The sequence below is a fragment of the Thauera sp. DNT-1 genome (assembly GCF_055393985.1).
On sequence record NZ_AP043752.1, the window covers coordinates 311,298 to 336,378 of the forward strand.

Here is a 25,081-nt window from a genome sequence, read left to right on the forward strand (position 1 = left end):
TTGGACTACCGGTTTCAGGGTAGTCGCGGATGCGGGCGGAGGCGTTCAAGCCGCGCCGCCCGGGCTCGCGCTCGGGCTGATGCCGCTGTGGATCGCGTAGCGGGTGAGTTCGGCAACGTTGTGCAGGTCGAGCTTGCGCATCAGGTTGCGGCGGTGCACCTCGACCGTGGAGGCGGCGATGTGCAGGCGATCGCCGATCTGCACCGAGGTCAGGCCTTCGGCGATCAGCTGCAGCACCTGGCGCTCGCGCGCGGTGAGCCGGGGTGCGGCGGCGTACACCCCGGGGCTGTCGCGCAGTGCATCCGCGACCGTCGCCGCGACCTCGGGGCACAGGTAGCTGCGCCCCTCGCACACGGTGCGGATCGCGCGCAGCAGCTCGTCGCCGGCTTCGCCCTTGGTGATGTAGCCGCGCGCGCCGGCGGCGAGCAGGTCGGTCACGAACTGGCGGTCGGCGAAGGCCGAAAGGCCGATCACGCGCAGCGCCGGATGGCGGGCGAGCAGGCGGCGGGTGGCCTCGATGCCGTCCATGCCCGGCATGGCGATGTCCATGCACACGAGGTCGACCGGCTGGGCATCGGCGATCGCGAGCACCTCCTCGCCACTCGCCGCCTCGGCGACCACTTCGAGCTCCGGGTCGCGGGCGAGCAGCGCCCGCAGCGCGTGGCGGAACATCTGGTGGTCGTCGGCAAGCAGGATGCGCAGGCTCATCGGTTCGTTTCCGCGGGGTGGAGCTCGGCGGGCAGCCGTACCTCGATGACGGTGCCGTCGCCGGGGCGGGTATACAGTCGGAAGTCCCCGCCGGCGAGCTCGACGCGCTCGCGCATCGTGATCAGGCCCAGCCCCGGGGTGCTGCCCGCTTCGCCGAGACGGGAGAGGTCGAAGCCGACGCCGTCGTCGCCGATCTGCAGCAGGACCCCGCCGGCGCAGCCGCCGAGCCCGATGCGCACGCTGCCGGCGCGAGCGTGCTTGGCGCAGTTGGTGAGCGCCTCCTGCACGAGGCGGAAGCAGAGCGTCTGCGTCGCGCGGGAGAGGGCGCACGGGGGGCTGCCGGACGCAGCGTCGACGCGCACGTCCAGCCCGGTGCGGGCGCGGAACTGGGCGACGTATTCGCGCAGTGCGGGTACCAGGCCGGCGTAGTCGAGCGTGGCCGGGCGCAGGTTGGTGCAGATCTCGCGGATGCCGGCGGTGGTGTCGGCGAGCAGGGCCGAGGCGTCCTCCAGCAGCGGGGCGAGCTCATCGCGGGCGGATTCGGGGAGGGCGTCGGCCAGGCTGGAGAACAGGATCTGCAGCGCGGCGAGGTTGGGGCTGGCGCGGTCGTGCAGCGCGCTGGCGAGTTCGCGGCGCTCGCGCTCCTCGATCTCGACCAGGTGGCGGGAGAGCTCTTCGAGGCGTTCCAGATGCTCCAGGCGCTCGGCCTCCAGGCGCCGGCGTTCGGTGATGTCCTGCACCGTACCGTACAGGCGGAACACGCGCCCGGTCTCGTCGGCGACCGGCACGATCACGGTGAAATGGCGACGCTCCTCGCCCGAGGGCAGCAGGACCTCCTGCTCCAGGGCGCAGCGTCGGCCGCTGTCGATCGCCTCCCAGAACAGGTCGCGGGTGCGATTCGTCGACTCCAGGCTGAAGTAGCCGAGCGCCTCGTTGAGGTCGGGCACGCCGAGCGCTTCCGGGCGCTCGAAGAGGCGGAAGAGTTCGCGCGACCAGTACATCCGCCCGGTGTGGCGGTCGAGCTCCCAGTCGCCGACACGGGCGAGGTCCTGGGTGGCGGCGAGGCGGAACTCCGCCTTCTCGAGCGCGCTGCGCAAGGCTTCGAGCCGGGGCGACCTCATTCGCGCACCGCCGTCCTGGCAAGCGGGCGCAGCACGAAGCGCGCCGGATCGATCGCCTCGACCAGGTCGCGCTCGAGCGGGGCGGGGTCGCCTTCGAGCGCGCTGGCGAGCAGCTCGGCGGCGAGCACCGACCACACCAGGCCGCGCGCGCCGTAGCCCGAGAGCGCGTACAGCCCGGGCCGGCGCGGCAGCTCGTCGAGGCCGCGGGCGGCCGAGGCGGGAGGCCGGTCGGGCAGCGGGAGGGCCCCGACCATCGGCAGGCGGTCGGGTGAGGCAGGCCGGAACCCCACCCGGCCATCGAGCCGATCGGGGTCGAAGCCCGCGCCCAGGCCGGCGCCGAAGCCGGGAATCATGGCTTCCAGGCGCTGCAGGTTCTCGGCATGGTCCTGCGGGCGCAGGCCGGGGTCGGGGTCGTCCACCGCGAAGGTGGCGCCGGCGCAGCGCAGGCCGTCCACCGCCGGGCTCACGTAGCCACCGCGGCACACCACCACCCGCGGCGCGCTGCCCGCGACCGCGGGCAGATGGGAGACCTGGCCGCGCGCGCTCACCACCGGCAGGCTGGCCTGCTCGAAGTCGGCGATGCCGGTGCCGGGCGCGAGGATCGCCACGGGGGCGCTCGCGATCGTGCTGCCGTCGGGCCCGTGCGCGTGCCAGGCGCCGCCGTCGTACCCGAGCCGCGCCACGGTGTGGCCGAAGTGCCCACGCAGGCGCCCGCCCGCCGCCTCCAGGCTGGCCGCACACAGGCTGGGCGGCTGCACCCAGCCGCTGCCGGCGAACCACCAGCCGCCGTTGGCGACCGCGCAGCCGGCGATTTCCGCCGCCTCGTCGACGCCGACGAAGCGCAAGTGTTCTGGCGGCAGCGCGAGGCGTTCGACCACCGCGCGCATCTTGACTTCCTGTGCAGCGTCGCGCCCCAGGTGCAGCACGCCGCAGTCGTCGGCGCGCAGCGCCAGGCCGCGCGCGCGCAGCTGATGAATGCGCCGCCAGGCGTACAGGCTGCCGGCGCGGGTGAGCCGGCTCATGCGGTTGTCGTCCAGGCTGGGCAGCGGGCGCAGCACGCCGGCGAGGTTGCCCGAGGCGCCCGTGGCCGGCGCAGGGGCACGGTCGATCAGCTCCACCGTCCACCCGCGCCCGGCGAGGCGCTCGGCCACGGTGCAGCCGGCAATGCCGGCACCGAGCACCAGCGCGTGGCGACCGCTGGTCGCGGCCTCCGGTACAGCGAGCGGGCGGGCCTCGCGTGCGAGGCGGCCGCGCAGCATCTGCCACTTGGTGCCGAAGCCGGGCGCCTTTTCGGTCGTGAAGCCGGCGCGGCGCAGGCCTTCGCGCACCTGGCCGGCGACCGACCAGGTGGCGAGCGTCGCGTCCGGGGCAGCGAGGCCGGCGAGCAGATGGAAGACGCGCTCGGACCACAGCGCGGGATTCTTCGCCGGGGCGAAGCCGTCGAGATAGAGCGCGTCGGCGCGCGCGTCGATGCGCGCGAGGCCGTCGGCGGCATCGCCGAGGAAGAGCGTCAGGGTGACGCGGCCCGCGTCCAGGTTCAGTCGGTGCAGCCCGGGCGCGAGCACCGGCCACTGCGCGCGCAGCTCGGCCGCAAAGGTGGCGAGCTCGGGCCAGGCGGCGTGGATGCGGGCGAGATCCTCGCGGCAGAAGGGGTGCAGCTCGCAGGAGACGAAGTGCAGGCGGGCGCTGCGGCAGGCATCCTCGCGCCACGCCGCCCAGGTGGCAAGGAAGTTCAGTCCGGCGCCGAAGCCGGTCTCGACGATGGTGAAGCGCTCACGCCCCTGCCAGCGCTGCGGCAGGCCGTTGCCCGCAATGAAGACCGCGTGCGCCTGGCCGAGCGCATTGTCGCGCGAGTGGTAGACGTCGCCGAAGGCGCCCGAGTACAGCACGCCCTCGGGCGTGCGCTCGAGGCGGGCGGGATGGATCGGCATGGCGAGGGCAAGCACAGGGCGCCGGCGCGGAGCGTGGGGACGCTCCGCGCGGCGGACGCCGGGATCAGAGCTCGGGTTCCGGGATGACCAGGCCCGCAGCGGCCTCGGGACGCATCTGCGGGAACAGGATCACGTCGCGGATCGCCGGCGCGTCGGTGAGCAGCATCACCAGGCGGTCGATGCCGATGCCGCAGCCGCCGGTCGGGGGCAGGCCGTATTCGAGCGCGCGGATGTAGTCGGCGTCGTAATACATGGCCTCTTCGTCGCCGGCCTCCTTGGCCTCGACCTGGGCGCGGAAGCGCGCGGCCTGGTCCTCGGGGTCGTTGAGCTCGGAGAAGCCGTTGGCGATCTCGCGGCCGACGATGAAGAGCTCGAAGCGCTCGGTGATCTCGGGGTCGGTGTCCGAGGCGCGCGCCAGCGGCGAGACCTCGACCGGGTAGTCGATGATGAAGGTCGGCTCCCACAGCTCGGCCTCGGCGCAGGCTTCGAAGAGCTGCAGCTGCAGGCTGCCCAGGCCGCCCGGCTTGACCTTCTCGCCGAAGGCGACGATCTTTTCCTTCAGCCACGCGGCGTCGGCCAGTTGTTCCGCGGTGAAGCCCGGGTGGTACTTGCGGATCGCCTGCACGATGGTGAGGCGGTGGAAGGGCTTCGACAGGTCGAGCTCGCGGCCCTGATAGACGAAGGATTCGGTGCCCAGCGCCTCGCGCGCGGCGTGGCGGATCAGGCCCTCGGTGAAGTCCATCAGCGTCTTGTAGTTCGCGTACGCCTCGTAGAACTCCATCATGGTGAATTCGGGGTTGTGGCGCGGGCTGAGACCTTCGTTGCGGAAGTTGCGGTTGACCTCGAAGACCTTCTCCAGGCCGCCCACCACCAGGCGCTTGAGGTAGAGCTCGGGCGCGATGCGCAGGAAGAGCTCCATGTCGAGCGCGTTGTGGTGGGTGGTGAAGGGCTTGGCCGCGGCACCGCCCGGGATGGGGTGCATCATCGGCGTCTCGACCTCGAGGAAGCCGTGGCCGGTCATGTAGTTGCGGATCGACTGCACCATGCGGCTGCGCGCCACGAAGGTGAAGCGCGACTGCTCGTTCATGATCAGGTCGACATAGCGCTGGCGGTACTTCTGCTCGACGTCGGTGAGGCCGTGGAACTTGTCGGGCAGCGGGCGCAGGCTCTTGGTGAGCAGGCGGATCTCCGCGGCCTTGACGGTGAGTTCGCCGGTCTTGGTCTTGAACACCGTGCCCACGCAGCCGACGATGTCGCCGATGTCCCAGGTCTTGAACTGGGCATAGACGTCCTCGCCCACGCCGTCGCGCTGCACGTAGAGCTGGATGCGGCCGGAGAGGTCCTGGATGGTGACGAAGCTCGCCTTGCCCATGATGCGCTTCAACATGATGCGGCCGGCCACCCTGACCTCGACCGGCGTCGCTTCCAGCGCCTCGGCGTCCTTGTCGCCGTAGAGCTCGTCGAGCTTGCCGGCGGTGTTCTCGCGCGAGAAATCGTTGGGGAAGGCACCGCCGCTCGCGCGCCAGGCGGCGAGTTTCTCGCGGCGCTCGGCGATGAGGTGGTTTTCGTCCTGGGGCTGGGGCGTGGTCTGCGTCTGGTCGGACATGATCTGGGTGTCGAAGCTCTGAAAGGGGATGCGCCGCAGCGGGCCGCGTGCGAAAGGCGTGATTGTGGCAGGGCCGGCAAGGCGGGGCAATTGCGCAACGCGCCCCGGACCCACGGAATCTTCTGGAGATGTCCGCGAATCCGCGGTCCCGCCCCAGGATCGTCCCCGTTTCGAGAGTCTCCGGCAGGCGCGACGCAAGTCGCGATCGGCTGCGGCGGCGTCCATCCGCAGCATGAGTCGGTGATCTCCCGGGCCCGATCCTAAAGTCCCCATTGCGGGGACCGATAAGACAGAGGTCGATTCAACCTCCCCGCGGAACCCCCATGAGTACCTTCCGGCAAATGTACGAAGGCATCGAGAAGACCTTCTGGAACTCGCTGACCAAGAAACTCTTCAGCTTCCTGCTGTTGTTGGCGATCAACCTGGGCTATCTCGTCATCTGGCAGGACCGGCGCGAGGCCGTGGAGAAGGCGCTTGCCAAGGGTACGGTGGCGCCGGAGGTCCTCTCGTCGGTGGTCGCGACCTTCGACGCCGGCCTCTACGCGATGCTTGCGCTCTCGGCCTTGGCGCTGGCGATGCTGCTCGGCCAGATCCTCTATCTGCGCCACCTGGTCGTGCGCCCGATCCGCGTCATCACCGCCATCTTCGACGAGATCGCGCGCGGCGAGGGCGACTTCTCCCGCGACCTCCCGCTCACCACGCACGACGAGCTGCGCGAGCTCGCGGCGAGCTACAACCGTTTCGCCGGCAAGATGCGCGAGATCATCGGCAAGGTGCGCTCGATGAGCGTCAACATCGCACGCGAGGCGGTGCAGGTGAAGCTGGGCGTGGAGAACTCCGCGCGCGATGCGCAGCGCCAGGGCGACATGACCGACACCGTTTTCGAGGCCAGCACGCGCTCGACCGAGGCGATCGGCGAGGTGTCGGTGAGCGCACGCGCGATCGACGCCTCGACCCTGCGCAACCTCGAGATCGCGCGCGAGTCGCTCGGCGAGGTGCAGAACGTCGCCGCCAAGATCCTCGCGGTGAGCGAGAAGCTGCAGCGCTTCAACCACACGGTGGACGAGCTCTCGCAGCGCTCGGAGAGCGTCAAGGAGATCGCCGCGCTGATTCGCGAGATCGCCGACCAGACCAACCTGCTCGCGCTCAATGCTGCGATCGAGGCTGCACGCGCAGGCGAGGCCGGGCGCGGCTTCGCGGTCGTCGCCGACGAGGTGCGCAAGCTCGCCGAGCGGGTCAACAAGGCCACCCAGGAGATCGTCGGCAACATCAACGGCATGCTCGAGCTGGTGGGCGACACGCGCGCCGAGAACGACGTGATCAACGACGACGTCGAGCAGACGCGCGACGTGGTGACGCGCTCGGCCACGCAGTTCGAGCACATGGTGGGCGAGTTCGAGCGCACCGGCGGGCAGCTCTCGCAGATCGCCGCCGGCATGGCCTCGCTGACCGAGACCAACGCCCATGTGCACGCCAACGTCACCGACATCCACCGTCTGTCCGCCGAGGTGGCCGGGCGCATGGAGAACTGCGAGCAGCGCACCCTCGCGCTCACCAAGTCGACCGAGGCGGTGCAGGAGCTGGTGTCGCGCTTCAAGATCGGCACCGGGGTCTTCGACCTGCTGGTCAACGAAACGCGCGGTTTCCGTGACGGCGTCCAGGCTGAACTCGAGCAGATGGCGGCTGCGAGGGTGGACGTCTTCGATCGCACCTACCGCCCCGTGCCGGGCAGCAACCCGCCCAAGTTCCGCGTGGCCTGGGGCGAGGAATTCACCCGCCGCTGCCAGCGCCTCCTCGACGAGAGCCTGGAACGCGCGCGCGGCGCGGTGTTCGCGGTTGCGGTCAATACCGACGGTTACCTCTCCGCGCACAACAGCCGCTACTCGCAGCCGCTGACCGGCGATCCCGCCAAGGATCTGGTCGGCAACCGCACCTGCCGCAAGTTCGAGAACCCCGCCGAGCTGCGCGCCGCGCGCAACACCGAGCCGATGCTGCTGCAGACCTACCTGCGCGACACCGGCGAGGTGCTGTGCGACCTCGCCATGCCGATCGTGATCGGCGGGCGCCACTGGGGCAACGTGCGCGTCGGCATGCCGGCCGAGGCCCTGCTGGAGCGCTGAACGAGCGCCGTGTTCGCGCCTGGCGGCGCTCCTGCGTGAAACAGCGCCCCCTGCAGGAGCGGCGCAAGCCGCGAACGCGGCCGCAGGGTGCTCGACGGCCTTGTCCTTCAATCCACCGCGCGCTGCAGCACCCCGATCGGCGGCGCCCAGTCGGTGCCGGGCTGCTTCTTGCGCGTGACCAGCGTGAGCTGGGCGGGCGCGAAGACGTTGGCGTTGTGGGTCACCGGCGTGGTGATCAGATACTGCGCGCGGGTGGCGCGCAGGAAGGTGCCGACGCGGTCGATGTTGGCGACGTCCAGATGTGCGAAGGGCTCGTCGATGAAGACGAAGCCGCCGGGGCGGGACTCGTCCATCAGCAGGCCGATCAGCAGGATCAGCGACTTCATGACCTGCTGGCCGCCCGAGGCCTCGCCGTCGTTGAGGCCCACCGCGCCCTTGCGGTCGAAGTCGAAGCGCACCTCGAGCCCGGCCTGGGCGAGCGAGAGGTCATCGTTCTCCAGGTGCGGGGTGGGGCAGTCGACGCTGACGTTGGCGAGCTCGCCGAGCGCCTTCAGGTTCTTCGCGTACTGGCGCACGGTGGCGCGCAGCTTGGCGATGTAGGCGGCGCGGGCGTTGTCGGAGTGCAGCCGCGCGGTGGTGCAGTAGCCCTGGCGGTTGAGGTAGTCGCGCTCGCGCAGGGCGACGTCGGCGCCGAGACGGTCGCGCACCACCAGCACGGCGGGGTCGGTGATCCACTCGCCCTCGTCGAGGTGGCGGCGCAGGCGGTCGAGCTGCAGGCGGGCGCCGCGGGCGTCGCCGTATCTTTCGGCGAGCAGGGCCAGCTCGCCGGCGTCCAGCCAGTGCGCCGGCATGCCGCGCCGGCGCCGGCGCAGGGCGAGGATGCGCTCGGCCTGGGCGCGGCGGCGCGGGCCGTGCTCGCGCGCGATGTCGGCCAGGCGCAGGTCGATCGCCTTGAGTTCGCGGGTGCGGCGGTCGAGCTCGATCTGGATGCCGTTCGCCTTCTCGGCGAGGCGGTCGATCTCGCCGCGCGTGTCGCTGCGTTCGGCGATCGCCTCGGTGAGGGCCTTGCGCGCGGCGGGCAGCTCGGCCTCGGCGCTGGCGTAGGCCTCGGCGCGGGCGGCGAGAAGCTGTGCCGACTGCAGGCCGAGCAGGCGCTGGCGCAGCGTGGTGAGGCGGGCGCTCGCGGCGTCGAGCCTGGGGCGCAGGGCCTGGAGCTGCTTGTCCACCCCGCCGATCTCGTCCTGCAGCGCGGCGATGCGCGCCTGGCGGGCGAGTTCGCCGAAGTGGAACTCCTGCGGCCGGCCGAGGTGGCGGGCGCCGCGGCGCTCGCGGTGGTAGCCGTCGCGGGTGATCCACTCCTGCTCGCGCGGCAGATCGCGCGCGGCCTCGGCGTCGTCGACGCGGCGGATGCGGTTCAACAGGTCGGCTAGCCAGCGCGGCACCGGCGCGCCGAATTCCACCACCTCGGCGAGGCTCATCGGGCGCGGCGGAGGTGCGCTCTCGCGCTCGGCCACGATGAAGTGGCGGAAGCGCTCGCGCTCGCCGAGCGCCCAGGCGGCGTGGCGGTCGGCTTCGCGTTCGAGCAGGACGAGGTGTCGGTAGGGGCGCAGGATGGCTTCGAGCGCGGCCTGCCAGGCGGCGTCGGTGACCTCCACCACCTCGGCGAGGCTGCGGTGGGCGATGCCCTCGGCGCTCAGCCGGACGCGGAAGCGTGCGACCTCGGCGTCCCCCGGCGCGCCGGCGCGGTTACGCTCGCCGCGCAGGGTCTCGCTGCGCTCCTCGAAGGCGGCGACGAGCTCGCGCTCCTTGCGGCGCAGCGCGGCGAGCGCGGCGTCGGCCTCCTCGTGCTCCTTCTCCAGCGCCACGGCGTCGGCGCCGTGCTCGCTGGCGAGCTGGGCGCGCAGCATGTCGCGCTCCTCGAGCAGCCTTTCGAGGTCGCGCACGCGGTCGTGGGCGGCGAGGTAGCGCTGTTCGGAGGCGCGGTCGTCCTCCTTCAGGCGCTTGCGCTCGGCCTGCACGGACTCCTGCTCGGCGCGCACGATCTCCAGGCGCTGGCGCGATTCGCGCTGCTCGACGAGCTTGTCGGCGCGCTCGTGGCCGACGCGGAACAAGGTCTCGCGCTCGGCGGCGAGCGCGCGCTCGAGCTCGGCGATCTCCAGGCGCGGCACGATCCCGGCCTCGAGCGCGTGGATCTCGTCGGCGAGCTGTTTCCATTCCAGGAAGCGGTTGGCCTCGGCCTTCTTCTCCTCGGCCTGGGTCTTCAGGCGATCGAGGTCGATGCCGAGCTCGCCGAGCTCGCGCTCGGCCGATTTCTGCTCCTCGCGCGCGGCCTGGTAGTTGTCCAGGACCTCCTTGTCGCCGAAGACGTCGAAGACGAGCTCGAGCAAGGCCTTGGGCGAGTACTCGCACAGCTTGTCGGTGTCGCCCTGCTCGAGCGCCAGCACCTTGGTGATCGCCGGGGTGAGGCCGCCCCAGGCCAGGCGGTGCTGGTAGTCGCGCAGGCCGGTCCAGTCGTTGGTGGCTTCCAGCGCCTCGATCGGCTGGTTGCCGTCGACGATGGTGTAGTCGCGGATCCAGTCGCCGCCGGCCTTGCGGATGCGGCAGGCGAGCGTGACCTCGTCGGCCAGGCAGGGGAAGAAGGGACGCTTGCCGGTGTGGCCGGGCTGGTTGGCGACCACCGCGCGGATCCACGCGAAGCTGCGGTCGGCGCGGCGCACGTAGCGGCGGAAATCGCGCTTGCCCGAGCAGCGCAGCGCGAACAGCGTGCGCAGGGCGTCGAGCAGCGTGGTCTTGCCCGAGCCGTTGGGGCCGACGATGGTGATGATCTGGGCATCCAGCGGCAGCGTGAAGCGCCGCCAGAAGTCCCAGTGAACGAGCTCGAGGGTCTTGATGTGGAACATGGGCCGGGGTCGCGGTGAGGCTCAGCGCCGCTGCAGCAGCAGCCCGCACTCGAGGTGGTGGGTGTAGGGGAACTGGTCGAAGGCCGCGGCCGCGGCGATGCGGTGCGTCGTCGCCAGCGCGGCGACGTTGGCGCGCAGGGTCTCCGGGTTGCAGGAGATGTAGAGGATGTGCTCGAAGCCCTTCGCCAGCGCGATCGTGCCTTCGTCGAGGCCGGCGCGCGGCGGGTCCACGAAGAGCGTGGAGAAGCGGTAGCCGGCCAGGTCCACGCCCTGCATGCGGCGGTATTCGCGCCCGCCGGCGAGGGCGTCGCTGATCTCCTCGCTCGCCATGCGCACCATGGTGACGTTGGCGACGCCGTTGTCGGCGAGGTTGGTGTGCGCGGCGCGCACCGAGGTCTTGCTCATCTCGGTCGCGAGCACGCGGCCGAACAGCGGCGCCAGCGCCACGGTGAAGTTGCCGTTGCCGCAGTAGAGTTCGAGCAGGTCACCCGGGCCTTGCGGACGCGCGCCCACGGCCTTCGCCTGCGCGCGCGCCCAGGCCAGCATGTGCTGGTTCACGCCGCCGTTGGGCTGGGTGAAGCTGCCCTCGAACTGCTGGTAGCGCAGACGCTGGCCGTCGACCTCGAGCACCTCCTGTACCCAGTCGCGCTCGAGCACGATCTTCTGCTTGCGGCTGCGCCCGATCACCTGGATGTCGAGCGCGGCGGCGAGCGCGCGCGCGGCGGTTTCCCAGTCCGCGTCGAGCGGACGGTGGTAGACCAGGCTGACCAGGCACTCGCCGCTCAGGGTGGCGAGGAAGTCGACCTGGAAGATCTTGCGCCGCAGCGCCTCGCTGGCCTGGAGCGCGTCGCGCAGGCGCGGCATCAGCTTGGCGATCGGTTCTGCAGCCGCGGGGAAGGTCTCGAGCAGGATGGGCTGCTTCGGGTCCGCGCTGTCGAACATCGCGTAGTCGATGCGGCCCTCGTGATGCCACAGGCGGAACTCGGCGCGCAGGCGGTAGTGCAGCGGCGCGGAGCGGAAGACCGCCGGCTCGGGCAGGTCGAACTCGGCGCAGTCGCTGCGGTAGCGCGCGAGCTTGGCGGCGAGCTGGTCGTCGTAGCGCGCGGGGTCGATGCAGGGCAGGGGCATGGGCTCAGTCTTCCTCGTCGAGGGCTTCAGCTTCGTCGGGCAGGACCTCGGCGAGTTCGAAGGCGTTGCTCTCCGGCGGCGCGTGGCCGGCGGCTTCGAGGATCTCGCCCAGGGTGCCGTGGATGATGCGGTCGGCCATCACGCGGTAGTCGAGCGCGAGGTCGAGCAGTGGTCCCTCGGTGACGAGCCCGTTGCGGCGCTCGATGAAGCCGAGGCGGGCGAGCTTGCCGAGCATGAAGTTGCGCACCTTGGTGCGCCCTCCCAGGCGTGGGCCGAAGTCGGCGATCAGGGAGGCCTCGGTGAGCGTGCCCGAGACGGCATCGCCATGCGCCACCGGCTTGTCGCCACCGAAGAGATCGGTCTGGCCGTCGTCGACGAGCTCGCGCCGGGTCACCTGGCGCTGCCGCTTGGGCAGCACGATCAGCGCCCAGAGGATCACCAGCAGCGCGACCTCGTCGCGCGTCAGGCCGAGGTTGCTGGCCGCGTACTCGCGCCCGGCGCCGAACACCGGTTCGGCGAGTTCGGGCTGCAGCGCCACGCCGACGTGGGCGGCGTAGGGGTTGTCGAGCAGGCGCAGGCCGACGTCGGCCAGCCGCCGGTCGAGTTCGAGGCGGAAGGTTTCATCCACCAGCGCGCGTCGCACCAGCTTGTCGCCGCGCGGCAGCCAGCGCTGGGCGAGCAGGCGCGCGGTGAGGGTCTTGAGTTCGTGTTCCATGGAAATCCTGGGGGCTCGGGCCGGGGGCGGGGCTCAAGCCGCGGTGGTGGCGCGCGGGCGCACCTCGCCGAGCGTCATCGCGCCGATCTCGTCCTCGCCGACCGCGGTCAGCGTGTCGCCGAACTCGACCTCCACCGGCAGGCGCATGAAGCTGCTCACCGGGCCATCCTCCAGGCCGCCCTCCGGAGCGGTCTCCGCGCCGTCGGCGAGCAGCGCGAGCAGCGACAGGCGGTAGCTCGCCGGGGCGAAACCGCCGCCGGCAATCACGTGGTGCAGGGGCTGCGGCGCGGGCAGGGCCCCGAGACGATGGGTGAAGTGTTCGAGCATGCGCAGGTCTTCGGCCTGTGGGGCGAGGCCGGTCGCGGCGTCGTCGGCCGGGGGCAGGGTGGTGTCGGCCGGGGCCGCGCTGCCGCCGCCCTCGAGCAAGGATTCGGCGCGGTCGAGCAGCTCGTGCCCGCCGGCGAGCAGCGGCAGCTCCGGCACGCTCGCGCAGGCGTCCGCCGCCAGCGTGGCGAGCGCCGCGGCGTCGAGCCCGCGCAGCCAGGCGGCGACGTCCGAGGACGAGATGCCCGAGGCCCCCAGCGTCACGCGCTGCGCCTCGATCTTGTTCAGCGCGCGCTGGAAGGAGGCGTCGGCGCGCGCCAGGCGCGACTGCGCCAGCCCGATGCGCTGCGCGATGCGGGCGATGTCGAAGTCGACCTCGGGGTCGGCGAGCAGCTTGTCGAGGAGCTCGGTGCCGCGTTCGAGCCAGCGCCCGTTGGCAGACAGGCGGCGGCGGGCGTCGAGGATGCGGAACTCGGAGCCGGAGGCGATCGCCTCCTCGAAGTGCCAGGTGAGGTCGTTGAGCTTGGACAGCAGATGGCCGAGCGACTCGGCGGTGATGCCGCCGACTGCCTGCAGGCCGGCGAGCTGGGCGGTGAGGAAGCCGAGCTCGGCGTCTTCTTCCTCGCCGAAGCGCAGCAGCATCGCGATCGCCGCCACCGCGTTGCGGCCATGGTCGGAGAGCGCGTAGTGGCCGTCCTCGCCGATCGCGAGCAGGCCGTTCTCGCGCAGGCGCTTCAGGACCGTCTCGAGCTTGACCGGGTCGAGATAGCTGAAGCGTGCGCGCAGCGCCTCGGGCGCCCAGCGCGGCGCGTCGGCTTCGCGGCCGATCTCGCGCAGCACCAGCAGGCGCATCAGCACCTCGGTCTCGGTGCCGCGGAACAGCGTGATGAAGGCGTCGAGCAGCGGGCGCGCCGAAGCCAGCGCCGCGAGCTCGGGCACTTCGTCGGCGTCCACGCCCGCGGCGAGGAAGTCGGAGAGGAAGGGGTCGTTCAAGCCTGCAACGCCCTTTCCTCAGACGCCCTGCTTGAGGCTTGCCCCGATGAAATCGTCGAGATCGCCGTCGAGCACGGCCTGCGTGTTGCCGACCTCGTAGTTGGTGCGCAGATCCTTGATGCGCGACTGGTCGAGCACGTAGCTGCGGATCTGGTGGCCCCAGCCGATGTCGCTCTTGGAGTCCTCGAGCTTCTGCTGCTCGGACTGGCGCTTGCGCAGCTCGGCCTCGTACAGGCGCGCCTTCAGCATCGACATGGCCTCGGCCTTGTTCTTGTGCTGCGAGCGGTCGTTCTGGCACTGCACGACGATGCCGGTGGGCTCGTGGGTGATGCGCACCGCGGAGTCGGTCTTGTTGATGTGCTGGCCGCCCGCGCCCGAGGCACGGTAGGTGTCGATGCGCAGGTCGGCCGGGTTGATCTCGATCTCGATCGAGTCGTCGACCTCCGGATACACGAACACCGAGGTGAAGCTGGTGTGGCGGCGCGCGTTGGAGTCGAACGGCGACTTGCGCACGAGGCGGTGGATGCCGGTCTCGGTGCGCAGGTAGCCGTAGGCGTATTCGCCGGAGAACTTGATCGTGCAGTTCTTGATGCCGGCGACCTCGCCCTCGGTCTCTTCCATGAGCTCGACGGTGAAGCCCTTCTTCTCGCCGTAGCGCAGGTACATGCGCTCGAGCATGCCCGCCCAGTCCTGCGCCTCGGTGCCGCCGGCGCCGGCCTGGATCTCGATGAAGCAGTTGTTGGGGTCCATCGGGTTGCTGAACATGCGGCGGAACTCGAGCTTCTCGATCGCGCCCTGCAACTCGACGAGGTCGGCCTCGACCGCCTCGAAGGTGTCGTCGTCGTCCTCGGCCTCGGCGAGCTCGAAGAGATCCTTGAGGTCGCGCGACTGCGCGTCGATCTTCTGCAGCGTCAGCACCACGTCCTCGAGCTGGCGCTTCTCCTTGCCGAGCTCCTGCGCGCGCTCGGCGTTGTTCCACACCGCCGGGTCTTCGAGCGCGCGATTGACCTCTTCGAGCTTCGATGCCTTCACATCGTAGTCAAAGATACCTCCGTAGTTCGCGACCCCGGGCGGCGAGGTCGGCGAGTTTTTCGGCGATGGCGTTCTGGCGTTCGGCTTCCATGGCGAGGCTCCGGCGGAATCTGGGAAACCGCTCATTATACCGGTTACCGGAGCAGCGCCGTCGGCCGCAGCGCAGCTTCATGAGCAGGGACGTCCCGCCGACTCCGCGCAGACGCAGCGAGAGCCTCGTTCGCCTCCCGCTTCCAGGCTGGAGTACCTGCAGGCGGGACGGTTACAATTACGCCCAATTCAGGATCCGCGTGCCGTCATCGACCCGGGGAACGCGGTAGGAACTCGTCTGGCGGGCACATGCAGCACAACAGCAGGAAGATCCTCGGGGTATTGATCGCCACGGTGCTGGCGCTCAACGCATTCATTGCGGGACTGCTGGGTTATGCGATGCTGGAGGCGAAGGCACGCAAGGAGCGGGAGGTGCGCACCACGGTCGAGAACCTGGCCCTGCTCCTCGACCAGAGCGTCGGTTCCTCTGTCCGCGAGATCGACCTCCTGCTGCGCGGAGCGCAGAACCGGATCGAGCGTGCGTTGCGCGACAAGGGGCGCCTGGAGCGCGACGATTTCGACTCGGTGATCGACGTGCATCGCGACGGGCTGTCGCAGACCGCCCAGGTCCGGGTCAGTGATGCCACCGGCACGGTTGTCCTCGGCGACCAGGTGACGGCCGAGACGCGTACGAGCTATGCCGACCGCCCGTTCTTCATCGATCATCGCGCGCTCGACGATGGCGAGATGCAGGCCAGCAAGCTGCTGCACGGGCGCATTTCAAATACGTGGATCGTGGTGTTCTCGCGCCGCTACAACGCGCCCGATGGCGACTTCGCGGGCGTCGTGACCGCAGCCGTGCCGGCCGATCATTTCCAGCGCCTGCTTTCGGGCCTGCAGCTCGGGCCGCATGGCATCGCCCTGGTGCGCGACCTCGACATGACGCTGATCGCGCGCTGGCCGCGTCTCGATGCCCCGGCCGGCGTGATCGGCAGTCGCGGCGGGTCGCAGGAGCTCAACGAGATCGTCGCCTCCGACGTTCGCGCGCAGTCCTTCTACAGCGCGCGCACGGCCGACGGCGTGGCGCGCATCAATGCCTACCGCCGGCTCGAGCGCCTGCCGGCCTTCGTCGTCGTCGGCTGGGGCGAGAAGGACTACCTCGCGCAGTGGAAGGAGGACGTCGGCAAGGCCATGCTGCTGTGGGCACTTTTCCTCGGCGTGACCGGGCTGGCCGCCTGGCTGCTGTATCGGCTGGTCGACGCCAACGACCGTGCCAACGAGCGCAGCCGCATCCTGCTGCAGAACGCCAGCGACGGCATCCACATCACCGACGCGGAGGGCATCGTCATCGAGGCCAGCGACGCCTTCTGCCGCATGCTCGGGCGATCGCGCAGCGAGGTCATCGGCATGCGGGCGGGGAGCTGGGATGCCTGCCATCCGGAGCCCGACATGCGTGCGCTGATCAGCGAGCTGTTCGCCTCGAGCGAAGTGCACACCTTCGAAACGGCACATCGGCGCAAGGATGGAAGCGTGTATCCCGTCGAGGTGACCGCGTTCCCGCTCGAGGTGGACGGCAGGACGGTGCTGTTCAACTCCGCGCGCGACATCTCCGCGCGCAAGTCGGCGGAGGCCGAGGTCAGGAAGCTGGCGTACTTCGACGCCTTGACCGGCTTGCCCAACCGGCGGCTGCTGATGGAGCGGCTGGAGCGGGCGCAGGCGAGCTGCGCGCGTCAGGGCACGGTCGGCGCCTTGCTGTTCATCGACCTGGACAACTTCAAGGCGGTCAATGACACCGTGGGCCACCAGGAGGGCGATCGGCTGCTCGTGCAGGTCGCCGCCATCCTCGTACGCTGCGTGCGCAAGGACGATACCGTGGCCCGGCTCGGTGGCGACGAGTTCATCGTCATGCTGGAGGAACTGGGCGGGGAGGGTCGGGAGGCGGCGGAACAGGCCGCGGCGGTGGGCAGCAAGATCCTCGCGGCGCTGAACCAGCGTTTCCAGCTCGGCAGTTCGGAACATCGCACCTCGGTGAGCATCGGCGTGAGCCTTTTCGGCGAGTTGGCCGACGAACCGGTCGACGAGCCCCTGCGACGGGCCGACATGGCGATGTACCGGGCCAAGCTCGGCGGACGCAACGCGGTGTGCTTCTTCGACCCCTCGATGCTAGCCGACGTGCGCGCCCGGGCCGACGTGGAGGCAGGGCTGTGGATCGCGCTCGAGCAGCGCCAGTTCGTGCTGCATTACCAGCCCCAGGTCGCCGCCGACGGCGCGGTGCTCGGCGTGGAGGCGCTGGTGCGTTGGCATCACCCGGTGCGCGGCCTGGTACCGCCGGGCGAGTTCATTCCGCTCGCCGAAGAGTGCGGGTTGATCCTTCCACTCGGGCGCTGGGTGCTCGAGGCCGCCTGCGCGCAGCTGGCGGCGTGGGCGGACGACCCGTGGCGCAGCAGGCTGGTGATTGCGGTCAATGTCAGCGCACGCCAGTTCCTCCATGAAGACTTCGTCGCGGGGGTGGTCGCCGCGCTCGAGTGCTCGGGGGCCGACCCGGGCCGGCTCGACCTGGAGCTGACCGAGAGCTCGCTGGTGACCGACGTCGACAAGGTCAGCGAGAAGATGGAGGCCCTCAAGGCGCTCGGCGTGGGATTCTCGCTCGACGACTTCGGGACCGGCTATTCCTCGCTCGCCTATCTCAAGCGCTTGCCGCTGGATCAGTTGAAGATCGATCGCAGCTTCGTGCGCGACATCCTGGTCGATCCCAACGACGCGGCGATCGCGCGCATGATCATCGTGCTCGCCGACAACCTCGGCCTGCGTGTGATCGCGGAAGGCGTGGAGTGCGAGGAGCAGCGCGACTTCCTCGCCCGCAACGGCTGCTCGACCTATCAGGGCTACCTTTTCAGTGCGCCGCAGCCGATCGACGCGCTCGAGGCCTTCCTCGACGCCCGAAGGTCTCGGCCGGCGCGCTGAAGGAGCGCTCAGTCGGCGCGTTCCAGATCGTCGATCACCGCCTTCAGGAAGCGCGCGGCCTCGCCGCCGGTGACCACGCGGTGGTCGAAGGACAGGCTCAGCGGCAGCACGCGGCGTACCGCCGGGGCGCCATCGACCGCGAGCACCTGCTCGTGCACCCGCCCGGCGCCGAGGATGGCCACCGTGGGCGGCACCACCAGCGGCGAGGCGTACTTGCCGCCGATCATGCCGAAGTTGGACAGCGTGATGGTGTGGCCGCGCATCTCCTCGGGCGGAATCCTGCGCGCCCTGACGTCGGCGCGCATGCGCTCGAGGCCCTGGCGCAGGTCGTCGGGGCTGCGGTTGGCGACGTCGCGCAGCACCGGCACGAAGAGGCCGTCGGGCAGGTCGACCGCGATGCCGACGTGCACCTGCGGCACCAGCCGGCGCGCCATCGCGTGGCTCTCGTACCAGGCGTTGAGCGCCGGCGCGGCGCGGCAGCCGGCGACCAGGGCGCGGATCAGGCGCACGGTGACGTCGGTGCCGGGCGGCCAGGCGTGGATCACCGCGTCGTCGATCACCGTGGCGCCGGCGACCTCGCTCTGCGCCAGGCTCATGTTCTGTGCCATCGCCCGGCGCACGCCGCGCAGCGCTTCGGCGGGGCCGGCCTCGGCGAGCACGCGCGCGGCGCGCTGCACGTCCTCGCGGGTGATCACGCCGTCGGCGCCGGAGGGCGTCACCATCTCGAGCTCGACCTTCAACTGGCGCGCCAGCGCGCGCACCGCCGGGGTGGCGCGGATCCCCGCTCCGCCGTGGGCTGCCGGTGCGAGCGCGGCCGGCGCCTCGGCGCGCACCTCCTGGCCGACCTGCATCTCGCCGACCACGGTGCCGGTGTCGGCGGTCTCGGCGCCGCCCTCGAAGCCGGCGAGCGGTGCGCCCACATGCACGAGCTGGCCGACCTCGCCGTACAGCTTCGCGACCCGCCCATCGTAAGGGGAGGGGATGTCCACGATCGCCTTGGCGGTCTCGACCGATACCAGCGGCTGGTCGGCGGCGATCTCGTCGCCCGCCTTGACATGCCATTCGACGATCTCGGCTTCCTGCAGTCCTTCGCCCAGGTCGGGCAGCTTGAAGATCTTCATGATGCCTCCAGGGTCTTGCGCGCCGCCGCGACGATGCGTTCGACGCTCGGCAGGTACTGGGTTTCGAGCCGCGACAGCGGCATCACCGTGTCGTAGCCGGTGACGCGCTGCACCGGCGCGAGCAGGGAATACAGGCCCTCCTCGGCGAGGCCGGCCGCGATCTCGGCGCCCAGGCCGGCGGTGCGCGCGGCCTCGTGCACGATCACGCAACGCCCGGTGCGGGCGACCGACTCCAGGATGGTCGGCAGGTCGAGCGGCTTGAGCGTGGCGACGTCGATGACCTCGGCCGAGATGCCCTCGGTGGCGAGCGCGTCGGCCGCGGCCTGGGTCTCGTGCAGCATCGCGCCCCAGCTCACCAGGGTGAGGTCGGTGCCGCCGCGCAGCGTGAAGCACACGTCCAGCGGCAGCGCCTCGCCGTCGTCGGCGACCTCCTGGCGGAACAGGCGGTACATCCGCGTCGGCTCGAGGAACATCACCGGGTCGGGGTCGCGGATCGCCGCCAGCAGCAGGCCGTAGGCGCGTGCGGGCGAGGACGGCATGACCACGCGCAGGCCGGGGGTGTGGGCGAGCATCGCCTCCGGGCTCTCCGAGTGGTGCTCGGGCGCATGGATGCCGCCGCCGCAGGGGGTGCGCACGACCAGCGGGCAGGTGAGCCGGCCGCGGGTGCGGTTGCGCAGGCGCGCGGCATGGTTGATCAGGTGGTCGATCGCCGGATACAGGAAGCCGGAGAACTGGATCTCCGCCACCGGCCTGAGGCCCATCGCCGCCATGCCGATCGCGGTGCCGACGATCGCGGTCTCGGCGAGCGGGGTGTCGACCACGCGCCCGGCGCCGAAGCGCTGCTGCAGCCCGACCGTGGCGCGGAACACGCCGCCGTTGGCGCCGATGTCCTCGCCGAGCAGCACGACCGCCTCGTCGCGCGCGAGCTCGTGGGCGAGGGCCAGGTTAACCGCCTCGACGAGATTGATCTCAGCCATGATCGCCTCCCGGTTGTCCGCCCGCCTTGCGCGGCGTGAAGCGCAGGGCCTCGTCGCGCTGGGCCACGAGCGCGGCGGGCAGGGTCGCGAAGAGGTGCTCGAACATCGCCGCGGTGGTGGGCGGCGGGGTGTTCAGATAGGCCTCGACCGCGGCATTCACGGTCTCGGTGCATTCGCGCGCGAGCGCCTCCTCCTTGTCCGGCCCCCAGGCGCCGAGCCCGACCAGGTGGTTGCGCAGCCGGGTCAGCGGCTCGAAGGACCACTGCTCCTGCACCACCGCAGGGTCGCGGTAGCGCGAGGCGTCGTCGGCGGTGGTGTGGTCGCCGAGGCGATAGGTGACCGCCTCGATCAGGGTCGGTCGACCGCCGGCGCGGGCCTTCGCCAGCGCTTCACGGGCAACGTGGTGCACTGCAACGAGGTCGTTGCCGTCGACCTGCACGCCATCGACGCCTGCGGCGATGGCCTTCTGCGCCAGCGTGGCGGTGGCGCTCTGCGCGCTGCGCGGCACCGAGATCGCCCACTGGTTGTTGCTCACCACGATCAGCAGGGGCGCCTTCCAGACGGCGGCGAAGTTGAGCCCCTCGTAGAAGTCGCCCTTCGAGCTGCCGCCGTCGCCGAGGAAGCACACCGCCGCGCGTGCCTCGCCGCGCAGCTTGAAGGCATAGGCCGCGCCCGCGGCGTGGCAGACCTGGGTGCCGATCGGCACGCAGTTGGGAAAGTCGTGGCGGGCCTGGGCGAAGTCGCTGCCGCGCTCGTCGCCGCCCCAGTAGCGCAGGCTCTCCTCGATGCGCACGCCGCGCACGAGCTGGGCGGCGTGCTCGCGATAGGAGGGAAACAGCGCGTCCTCGGCACGCATCGCGCTCGCCACCCCGACCCCGATCGCCTCCTGGCCGAGCGCAGACGCGAAGGTCCCGAGCTTGCCGGTGCGCTGCAGCGCGATCGCCTTGGCGTCGAAGGTGCGCGTGAGGTACATCGCGCGGTACATCGGGACCAGCTGTGCGGGATCGCGCGCGAAGTCGGGCAGCGGCCCGAGCGCCTCGCCCTGCGGGTCGAGGAAACGGACGTGATCGATCTGGAACCGGGCGACAGTGCTCATGGCGCGCTCCCTTCAGGCTCGGTCGGCCCCGCATGCCTGCGCGCCCCGGTCGGGGTCCGTCTCCTCTGGGCGCCGGTGGCATCCGGGCGTGGATGTCGTCGGCGACCGGGTGGCGGCGCCGCGACGTTTTCCGTTTGCGGGGTTGGAGCGCGCCCGTGCGCGGATGTTCCCGACGCGGTTGCCGCTTCGTCAGCGCGCGCCGGTGAGGCCGCCGCGGTGGCGGTCGCGATAGCCGGCGTGGAGGCCGTCGTCGTCCTGCCAGAAGAAGGCGGCCTCGAGGTAGCCCGGCCAGCGCTCCGGGCCGGCCGGCGGCGGGCCGAGGAAGCGCGCCGCCGCGATCGCGAGCAGGATGTCGTGGGTGACGAAGACGTGCAGACCGGGCGAGCCCGCGGCGATCGCGAGCATGTGCATGGCGAGGTTCTGCGCGCCCACGCGCGCCGGACGCGTGCCGGGCAGGTCCTCGTCGGTCGTCGCCAACTGCTCCATGATCCCCTCGCTGCCGAGGCGCTTCCAGTTCTCGCCCGCCAGCGCGCGGTCGAGCACCCAGGCGCCGGGGTCGCCGAGCATGCGGTCGGTGACGATCGGCGGCGTGTCGCCGGCCACGCGCGCGAAGACCTCGGCGGTGTGCACACAGCGCTGCAGCGGGCTGGTGTGCAGGCTGCGCAGGCGTCCGTGCAGGCGCTCGCCAAGGCTGCGCGCGAGCTCGACGCCTTCGGCGTTGAGCGCGTTGGCGTAGCCGAGGTCGCCGGGCGGCAAGGGGTCGCGCACCGAATGGCGGACCAGCATGGCCACGCCGCGCTCGGCCGGCACCGCGTCCAGCCAGCGCAGGGTGGCGGCGGGGACCCGCCAGTCCGAGGCTTGCGCGCTCATCGCGATGGCGGCGGGCCTACGCCGCCTCGAAATGTTCGAGCATCAGCTGCACGCTGGCGACGCCGTTGTATTCATTGATGCCGAGGCGGAAGGCGGCGTGGATCTGGCCGGCGGCGCCCTCGGCGTGGTTGAAGCGGATGGCCTCGTAGCGCGTGCTGCCGCGCGCGAGCTCGAGCTTGAGGTGCTTGTCCTTCAACAGGCGCTGGCGCTCGACGCGGAAGACGTCGTCGAACAGCGGCGCCGGGAAGCCCTGGCCCCAGATCTCGTTGTCGAGCATGCGCGCGGCGTCGAGCGCGAAGTAGCCCGATTCCAGGTTGCCGTCGGTATCGATGCGGCGCTCGAGCTGGGCGGGCTCGAGCAGTTCGCCGACGACCTCCTCGAAGGCCGCGTCGAAGCGTGCGAGTTCCGATTCGCGGATGGTCAGGCCGGCCGCCATGGCGTGGCCGCCGAAGCGCACGATGAGGTCGGGCTGGCGCTTGGTGACGAGGTCGAGCGCGTCGCGCAGGTGCAGGCCGGGGATCGAGCGCCCGGAGCCCTTGAGTTCGCCGTCGCTGGCGCGCGCGAAGGCGATGGTGGGGCGGTGCAGCCGCTCCTTGATGCGGCCGGCGACGATGCCGATCACACCTTGGTGCCAGTCGGGTTCGAAGAGCGCCACGGTGGCGCGGTTGCCGGCGTCGAAGCCCGCCAGGCGGGCGAGCGCTTCTTCCTGCATGCCGGCCTCGATGCTGCGGCGTTCGCGGTTGAGCTTGTCGAGCTCCTGGGCGATGTTCATCGCCCGGCCGGGGTCGTCGGTGATCAGGCACTCGATGCCCAGGCTCATGTCGGAGAGTCGCCCGGCCGCGTTGAGGCGAGGGCCGATCATGAAGCCGAGGTCCATCGTGCTGGCGCGCGCCGGGTCGCGCCCGGCGAGCCCGAACAGCGCGCGGATGCCGGGCTGCAGGCGCCCGGCGCGCATGCGCGCGAGGCCTTGCGCGACCAGGATGCGGTTGTTGCGGTCGAGCTTGACCACGTCGGCCACGGTGCCGAGCGCGACGAGGTCGAGCAGGTCGGCAAGGTTGGGTTCCTTGGCGCCGGCGAAGGCGCCGCGCTCGCGCAGTTCGGCGCGCAGCGCGAGCATCGTGTAGAACATCGCGCCCACGCCGGCCAGCGCCTTGCTCGGGAAGTCGCAGCCGGGCTGGTTGGGGTTCACGATCACGTCGGCTTCGGGCAGCACGTCGCCGGGCAGGTGATGGTCGGTGATCACCGTGGCCATGCCATGGGCGCGCGCGGCGGCGATGCCCTCGACGCTGGCGATGCCATTGTCGACGGTGATCAGCACGTCGGGCTCGAGGCGCGCGGCGATCTCGACCATGGCCGGGGTGAGGCCGTAGCCGAGCGTGACGCGGTCCGGCACGAGGTAATGCACGTCGGCACCGAAGGCGCGCAGCGCGCGCACGCCCACCGCGCAGGCGGTGGCGCCGTCGCAGTCGTAGTCGGCGACGATGACCATGCGCGCGCCGGCCTCGATGGCGTCGGCGAGCAGGATCGCGGCTTCCGCCGTGCCGGTGAGCGCCTCGGGCGGCAGCAGGTTCTTCAGGCTGGTGTCGAGCTCGTCGGCGCGCGCGATGCCGCGCGCGGCGTAGAGGCGGGCGAGCAGCGGATGCAGGCCGGCATCGGCGAGGCGGGCGAAGGCTTGCTGCGGGATGGAGCGGGGCTGGATTCGGGTCATCGGTCGAAGAAAGCTTGTAGGTGGCCGGTGTTCATGCACAAGCCGCGGCGCGGCAATCGCGGCTCGCGCCGCTCCTACGGAAAGCGCCGCGCATCCGGACTGCCGCAGGAGCGACGCAAGTCGCGATCACCGGCCTTGCGGTCGGCGCCGCGCATCCGGAGCCGCGGCAATCGCGGCTTGCGCCGCTCCTACAGAACGTGTCGCGCATTCGGGCTGCCGCAGGAGCGACGCAAGTCGCGATCATCGGCCTTGCGGTCGGCGCCGCGCATCCGGAGCCGCGGCAATCGCGGCTTGCGCCGCTCCTACAGAACGTGTCGCGCATCCGGACTGCCGCAGGAGCGACGCAAGTCGCGATCACCGGCCTTGCGGTCGGCGCCGCGCATCCGGAGCCGCTGCAATCGCGGCTTGCGCCGCTCCTACAGAACGTGTCGCGCATCCGGACTGCCGCAGGAGCGACGCAAGTCGCCATCACCGGCCTTGCGGTCGGCGCCGCGCATCCGGAGCCGCGGCAATCGCGGCTTGCGCCGCTCCTACAGAACGTGTCGCGCATCCGGACTGTCGTAGGAGCGACGCAAGTCGCGATCATCGGCTGCGCCTACGGGGCGCCATGGGCGGGGCGCGGGGCGTCGGGCATCTGCATCGGCGCGGGGGCGATGGACTTCAGCAGCGCGTCGAAGGCGTAGGGCTTGCGCCAGAACTTCCAGCGTTCGCCGGCGCGCAGCTCGAGTTGCAGCGTGCCGCGATCGCCGGGGGCGGTCAGACGCAGGGTGTCGATGCGACCGGCGCGGAAGGCCTCGGCGAGCGGGCCGAACCAGTCGCGCTCCATCGCCTCGAGGCCGCGCCGCCAGGTGTCGAGGTCGAGCTGCTGTGCGGGCTTGCGCAGCTCGTCGAGGACGACCAGCGTGTCCTGCGCAAGCGCTGCAGCGGGATCCGGCGCACCGAACGCCACCCCGGCAGCGCGCGCGAGGCCGATGCTGACCGGATCGCTCGCCTGGACCTGGCGGGCGGGCGCCCGCGGCGGCGCATCGAGCGCGCCCGCGCCCCACAGCCAGACGCTGTTGACCGCGCGGCGGCCGGCCTCCTCGCGGGCGCGGCTGCGCGCATGGTTGTGCAGCACGATCTGCGCTTCGTTCATGGTGCGCTGCCACAACCGGGCATCTTCGCCTTCGGGCAGGAAGTGCTTGACCGGGCGCCCGGTCACGTCGTCGAGCGGGTAGAGCGTGACCGCGGTCGGGCGGTGCAGGCGCAGGTACCAGCGCGTGGGCGTGCAGGCTTCGAAGCGGCCGAGGTCGGCGAAGATCGCGTTGAGCTCGGCGACCAGCTCGGCGCTCTCCGCCGCGTCCAGCTCTTCGTCCGGAAAAGCCTGCAGCAGCAGGTGTTCGCGGGCGAACGACAGGTTCACCGGATCCGCGCACAGCCAGTGCCTGCCGGGCTCGGGCGCCGGCGCATCGGCCTCGCCCAGGCGGCGCAGGGTCGCCATCGGCAGGGTGTCGCCGCGCACGCCGAACAGGCGTGCGAGCTGGCGATCGTAAGGCTCGAAGGCGGTCAGCTCCCGGCGGCCGCGGCCGAGCAGGGTCGCGAGACCCTCGAGCGCGAGTCCGGAGGCCGGCCCGAGCAAGGTTGCGACAGGCCATAGCAGGCCGGGGATCAGGAGCTGGATCTGCATCGAGGTCGGGTGTCTGAAGGCGGCGCGAGTCTACCATGCGTGGCGCTGCGGGCTCTCCGCCGCGACGGGTC

General features: G+C 71.2%; 18 protein-coding genes. 3 read left to right on the plus strand and 15 right to left on the minus strand.

Translation table 11 applies throughout. The features are described 5' to 3' along the window. Window positions 1–45 precede the first annotated feature (45 nt). From ACZ5PP_RS01440 to lysS, 4 genes are all read right to left on the minus strand, one after another. Window positions 46–708 carry a response regulator gene (locus ACZ5PP_RS01440; RefSeq protein ID WP_012585274.1) on the minus strand — a complete coding sequence of 221 codons (663 nt, stop codon included), beginning with the start codon at window positions 706–708 and terminating at the stop codon, window positions 46–48. Continuing rightward, window positions 705–1,829 carry a PAS domain-containing sensor histidine kinase gene (locus ACZ5PP_RS01445; protein ID WP_012585275.1) on the minus strand — a complete coding sequence of 375 codons (1,125 nt, stop codon included), beginning with the start codon at window positions 1,827–1,829 and terminating at the stop codon, window positions 705–707. Before ACZ5PP_RS01445 ends, ACZ5PP_RS01440 begins: the two co-directional genes overlap by 4 nt. Continuing rightward, entirely contained in the window at window positions 1,826–3,760 is a 1,935-nt protein-coding gene (gene mnmC / locus ACZ5PP_RS01450; RefSeq protein WP_012585276.1) for a bifunctional tRNA (5-methylaminomethyl-2-thiouridine)(34)-methyltransferase MnmC2/FAD-dependent 5-carboxymethylaminomethyl-2-thiouridine(34) oxidoreductase MnmC1, read from the minus strand. Before mnmC ends, ACZ5PP_RS01445 begins: the two co-directional genes overlap by 4 nt. A 64-nt stretch (window positions 3,761–3,824) precedes the next feature. Next, window positions 3,825–5,366 (minus strand): lysine--tRNA ligase, encoded by a 1,542-nt coding sequence (lysS, locus tag ACZ5PP_RS01455; RefSeq protein ID WP_012585277.1) that lies wholly within the window; start codon window positions 5,364–5,366, stop codon window positions 3,825–3,827. 323 nt (window positions 5,367–5,689) lie between these two features. On the opposite strand from lysS, the gene ACZ5PP_RS01460 reads away from it, so the two are divergent. Next, window positions 5,690–7,486 (plus strand): methyl-accepting chemotaxis protein, encoded by a 1,797-nt coding sequence (locus tag ACZ5PP_RS01460; protein WP_040829583.1) that lies wholly within the window; start codon window positions 5,690–5,692, stop codon window positions 7,484–7,486. A gap of 107 nt (window positions 7,487–7,593) precedes the next feature. On the opposite strand, the gene ACZ5PP_RS01465 is transcribed toward ACZ5PP_RS01460, so the two are convergent. From ACZ5PP_RS01465 to prfB, 5 genes are all read right to left on the minus strand, one after another. After that, complete coding sequence (locus ACZ5PP_RS01465) at window positions 7,594–10,386, minus strand: AAA family ATPase (protein WP_464826622.1); 2,793 nt, start codon at window positions 10,384–10,386, stop codon at window positions 7,594–7,596. 21 nt (window positions 10,387–10,407) lie between these two features. Beyond that, window positions 10,408–11,514, minus strand: coding sequence for a tRNA (uridine(54)-C5)-methyltransferase TrmA (trmA, locus tag ACZ5PP_RS01470; RefSeq protein ID WP_004322460.1), 1,107 nt, complete (start codon window positions 11,512–11,514; stop codon window positions 10,408–10,410). Between the two features lie 4 nt (window positions 11,515–11,518). Continuing rightward, window positions 11,519–12,229, minus strand: a complete 711-nt coding sequence (locus ACZ5PP_RS01475) for a hypothetical protein (protein WP_004322461.1) — start codon at window positions 12,227–12,229, stop codon at window positions 11,519–11,521. Window positions 12,230–12,262: 33 nt separating this feature from the next. Next, window positions 12,263–13,546 (minus strand): hypothetical protein, encoded by a 1,284-nt coding sequence (locus ACZ5PP_RS01480; protein WP_004322463.1) that lies wholly within the window; start codon window positions 13,544–13,546, stop codon window positions 12,263–12,265. An 18-nt stretch (window positions 13,547–13,564) separates the two neighbouring features. After that, window positions 13,565–14,669 (minus strand): peptide chain release factor 2 gene (prfB, locus tag ACZ5PP_RS01485; protein ID WP_012585282.1). Its coding sequence is split into 2 segments (ribosomal slippage): window positions 13,565–14,587 and window positions 14,589–14,669, totalling 1,104 coding nucleotides; the frame shifts between segments, so codons are not numbered across the junction. 248 nt (window positions 14,670–14,917) lie between these two features. On the opposite strand from prfB, the gene ACZ5PP_RS01490 reads away from it, so the two are divergent. After that, window positions 14,918–17,572, plus strand: a complete 2,655-nt coding sequence (locus ACZ5PP_RS01490) for a bifunctional diguanylate cyclase/phosphodiesterase (protein WP_004322469.1) — start codon at window positions 14,918–14,920, stop codon at window positions 17,570–17,572. Between the two features lie 8 nt (window positions 17,573–17,580). On the opposite strand, the gene ACZ5PP_RS01495 is transcribed toward ACZ5PP_RS01490, so the two are convergent. From ACZ5PP_RS01495 to recJ, 5 genes are all read right to left on the minus strand, one after another. After that, window positions 17,581–18,693, minus strand: coding sequence for a dihydrolipoamide acetyltransferase family protein (locus tag ACZ5PP_RS01495; RefSeq protein WP_012585284.1), 1,113 nt, complete (start codon window positions 18,691–18,693; stop codon window positions 17,581–17,583). Continuing rightward, the gene (locus ACZ5PP_RS01500; RefSeq protein WP_004300082.1) at window positions 18,690–19,670 is read right to left on the minus strand and encodes an alpha-ketoacid dehydrogenase subunit beta; all 981 of its coding nucleotides are present in this window, start codon (window positions 19,668–19,670) and stop codon (window positions 18,690–18,692) included. Before ACZ5PP_RS01500 ends, ACZ5PP_RS01495 begins: the two co-directional genes overlap by 4 nt. After that, window positions 19,663–20,766, minus strand: coding sequence for a pyruvate dehydrogenase (acetyl-transferring) E1 component subunit alpha (pdhA, locus tag ACZ5PP_RS01505; protein ID WP_464826623.1), 1,104 nt, complete (start codon window positions 20,764–20,766; stop codon window positions 19,663–19,665). The genes ACZ5PP_RS01500 and pdhA overlap by 8 nt, the downstream gene beginning before the upstream one ends. A 189-nt stretch (window positions 20,767–20,955) precedes the next feature. Continuing rightward, the gene (locus tag ACZ5PP_RS01510) at window positions 20,956–21,636 is read right to left on the minus strand and encodes a histidine phosphatase family protein (RefSeq protein WP_012585286.1); all 681 of its coding nucleotides are present in this window, start codon (window positions 21,634–21,636) and stop codon (window positions 20,956–20,958) included. A 16-nt stretch (window positions 21,637–21,652) separates the two neighbouring features. Next, window positions 21,653–23,344 (minus strand): single-stranded-DNA-specific exonuclease RecJ, encoded by a 1,692-nt coding sequence (gene recJ, locus ACZ5PP_RS01515; RefSeq protein WP_276661442.1) that lies wholly within the window; start codon window positions 23,342–23,344, stop codon window positions 21,653–21,655. 20 nt (window positions 23,345–23,364) lie between these two features. Here recJ and ACZ5PP_RS01520 point away from each other — a divergent pair, with 20 nt between their 5' ends. Further along, window positions 23,365–24,027, plus strand: coding sequence for a hypothetical protein (locus ACZ5PP_RS01520; protein ID WP_464826624.1), 663 nt, complete (start codon window positions 23,365–23,367; stop codon window positions 24,025–24,027). Here the strand turns inward: ACZ5PP_RS01520 and ACZ5PP_RS01525 are convergent. Then, window positions 23,940–25,010: a hypothetical protein gene (locus ACZ5PP_RS01525; RefSeq protein ID WP_273422917.1), complete on the minus strand. Its 1,071-nt coding sequence runs from the start codon at window positions 25,008–25,010 to the stop codon at window positions 23,940–23,942. The two genes, ACZ5PP_RS01520 and ACZ5PP_RS01525, sit on opposite strands and share 88 nt — an antisense overlap. Window positions 25,011–25,081 lie beyond the last annotated feature (71 nt).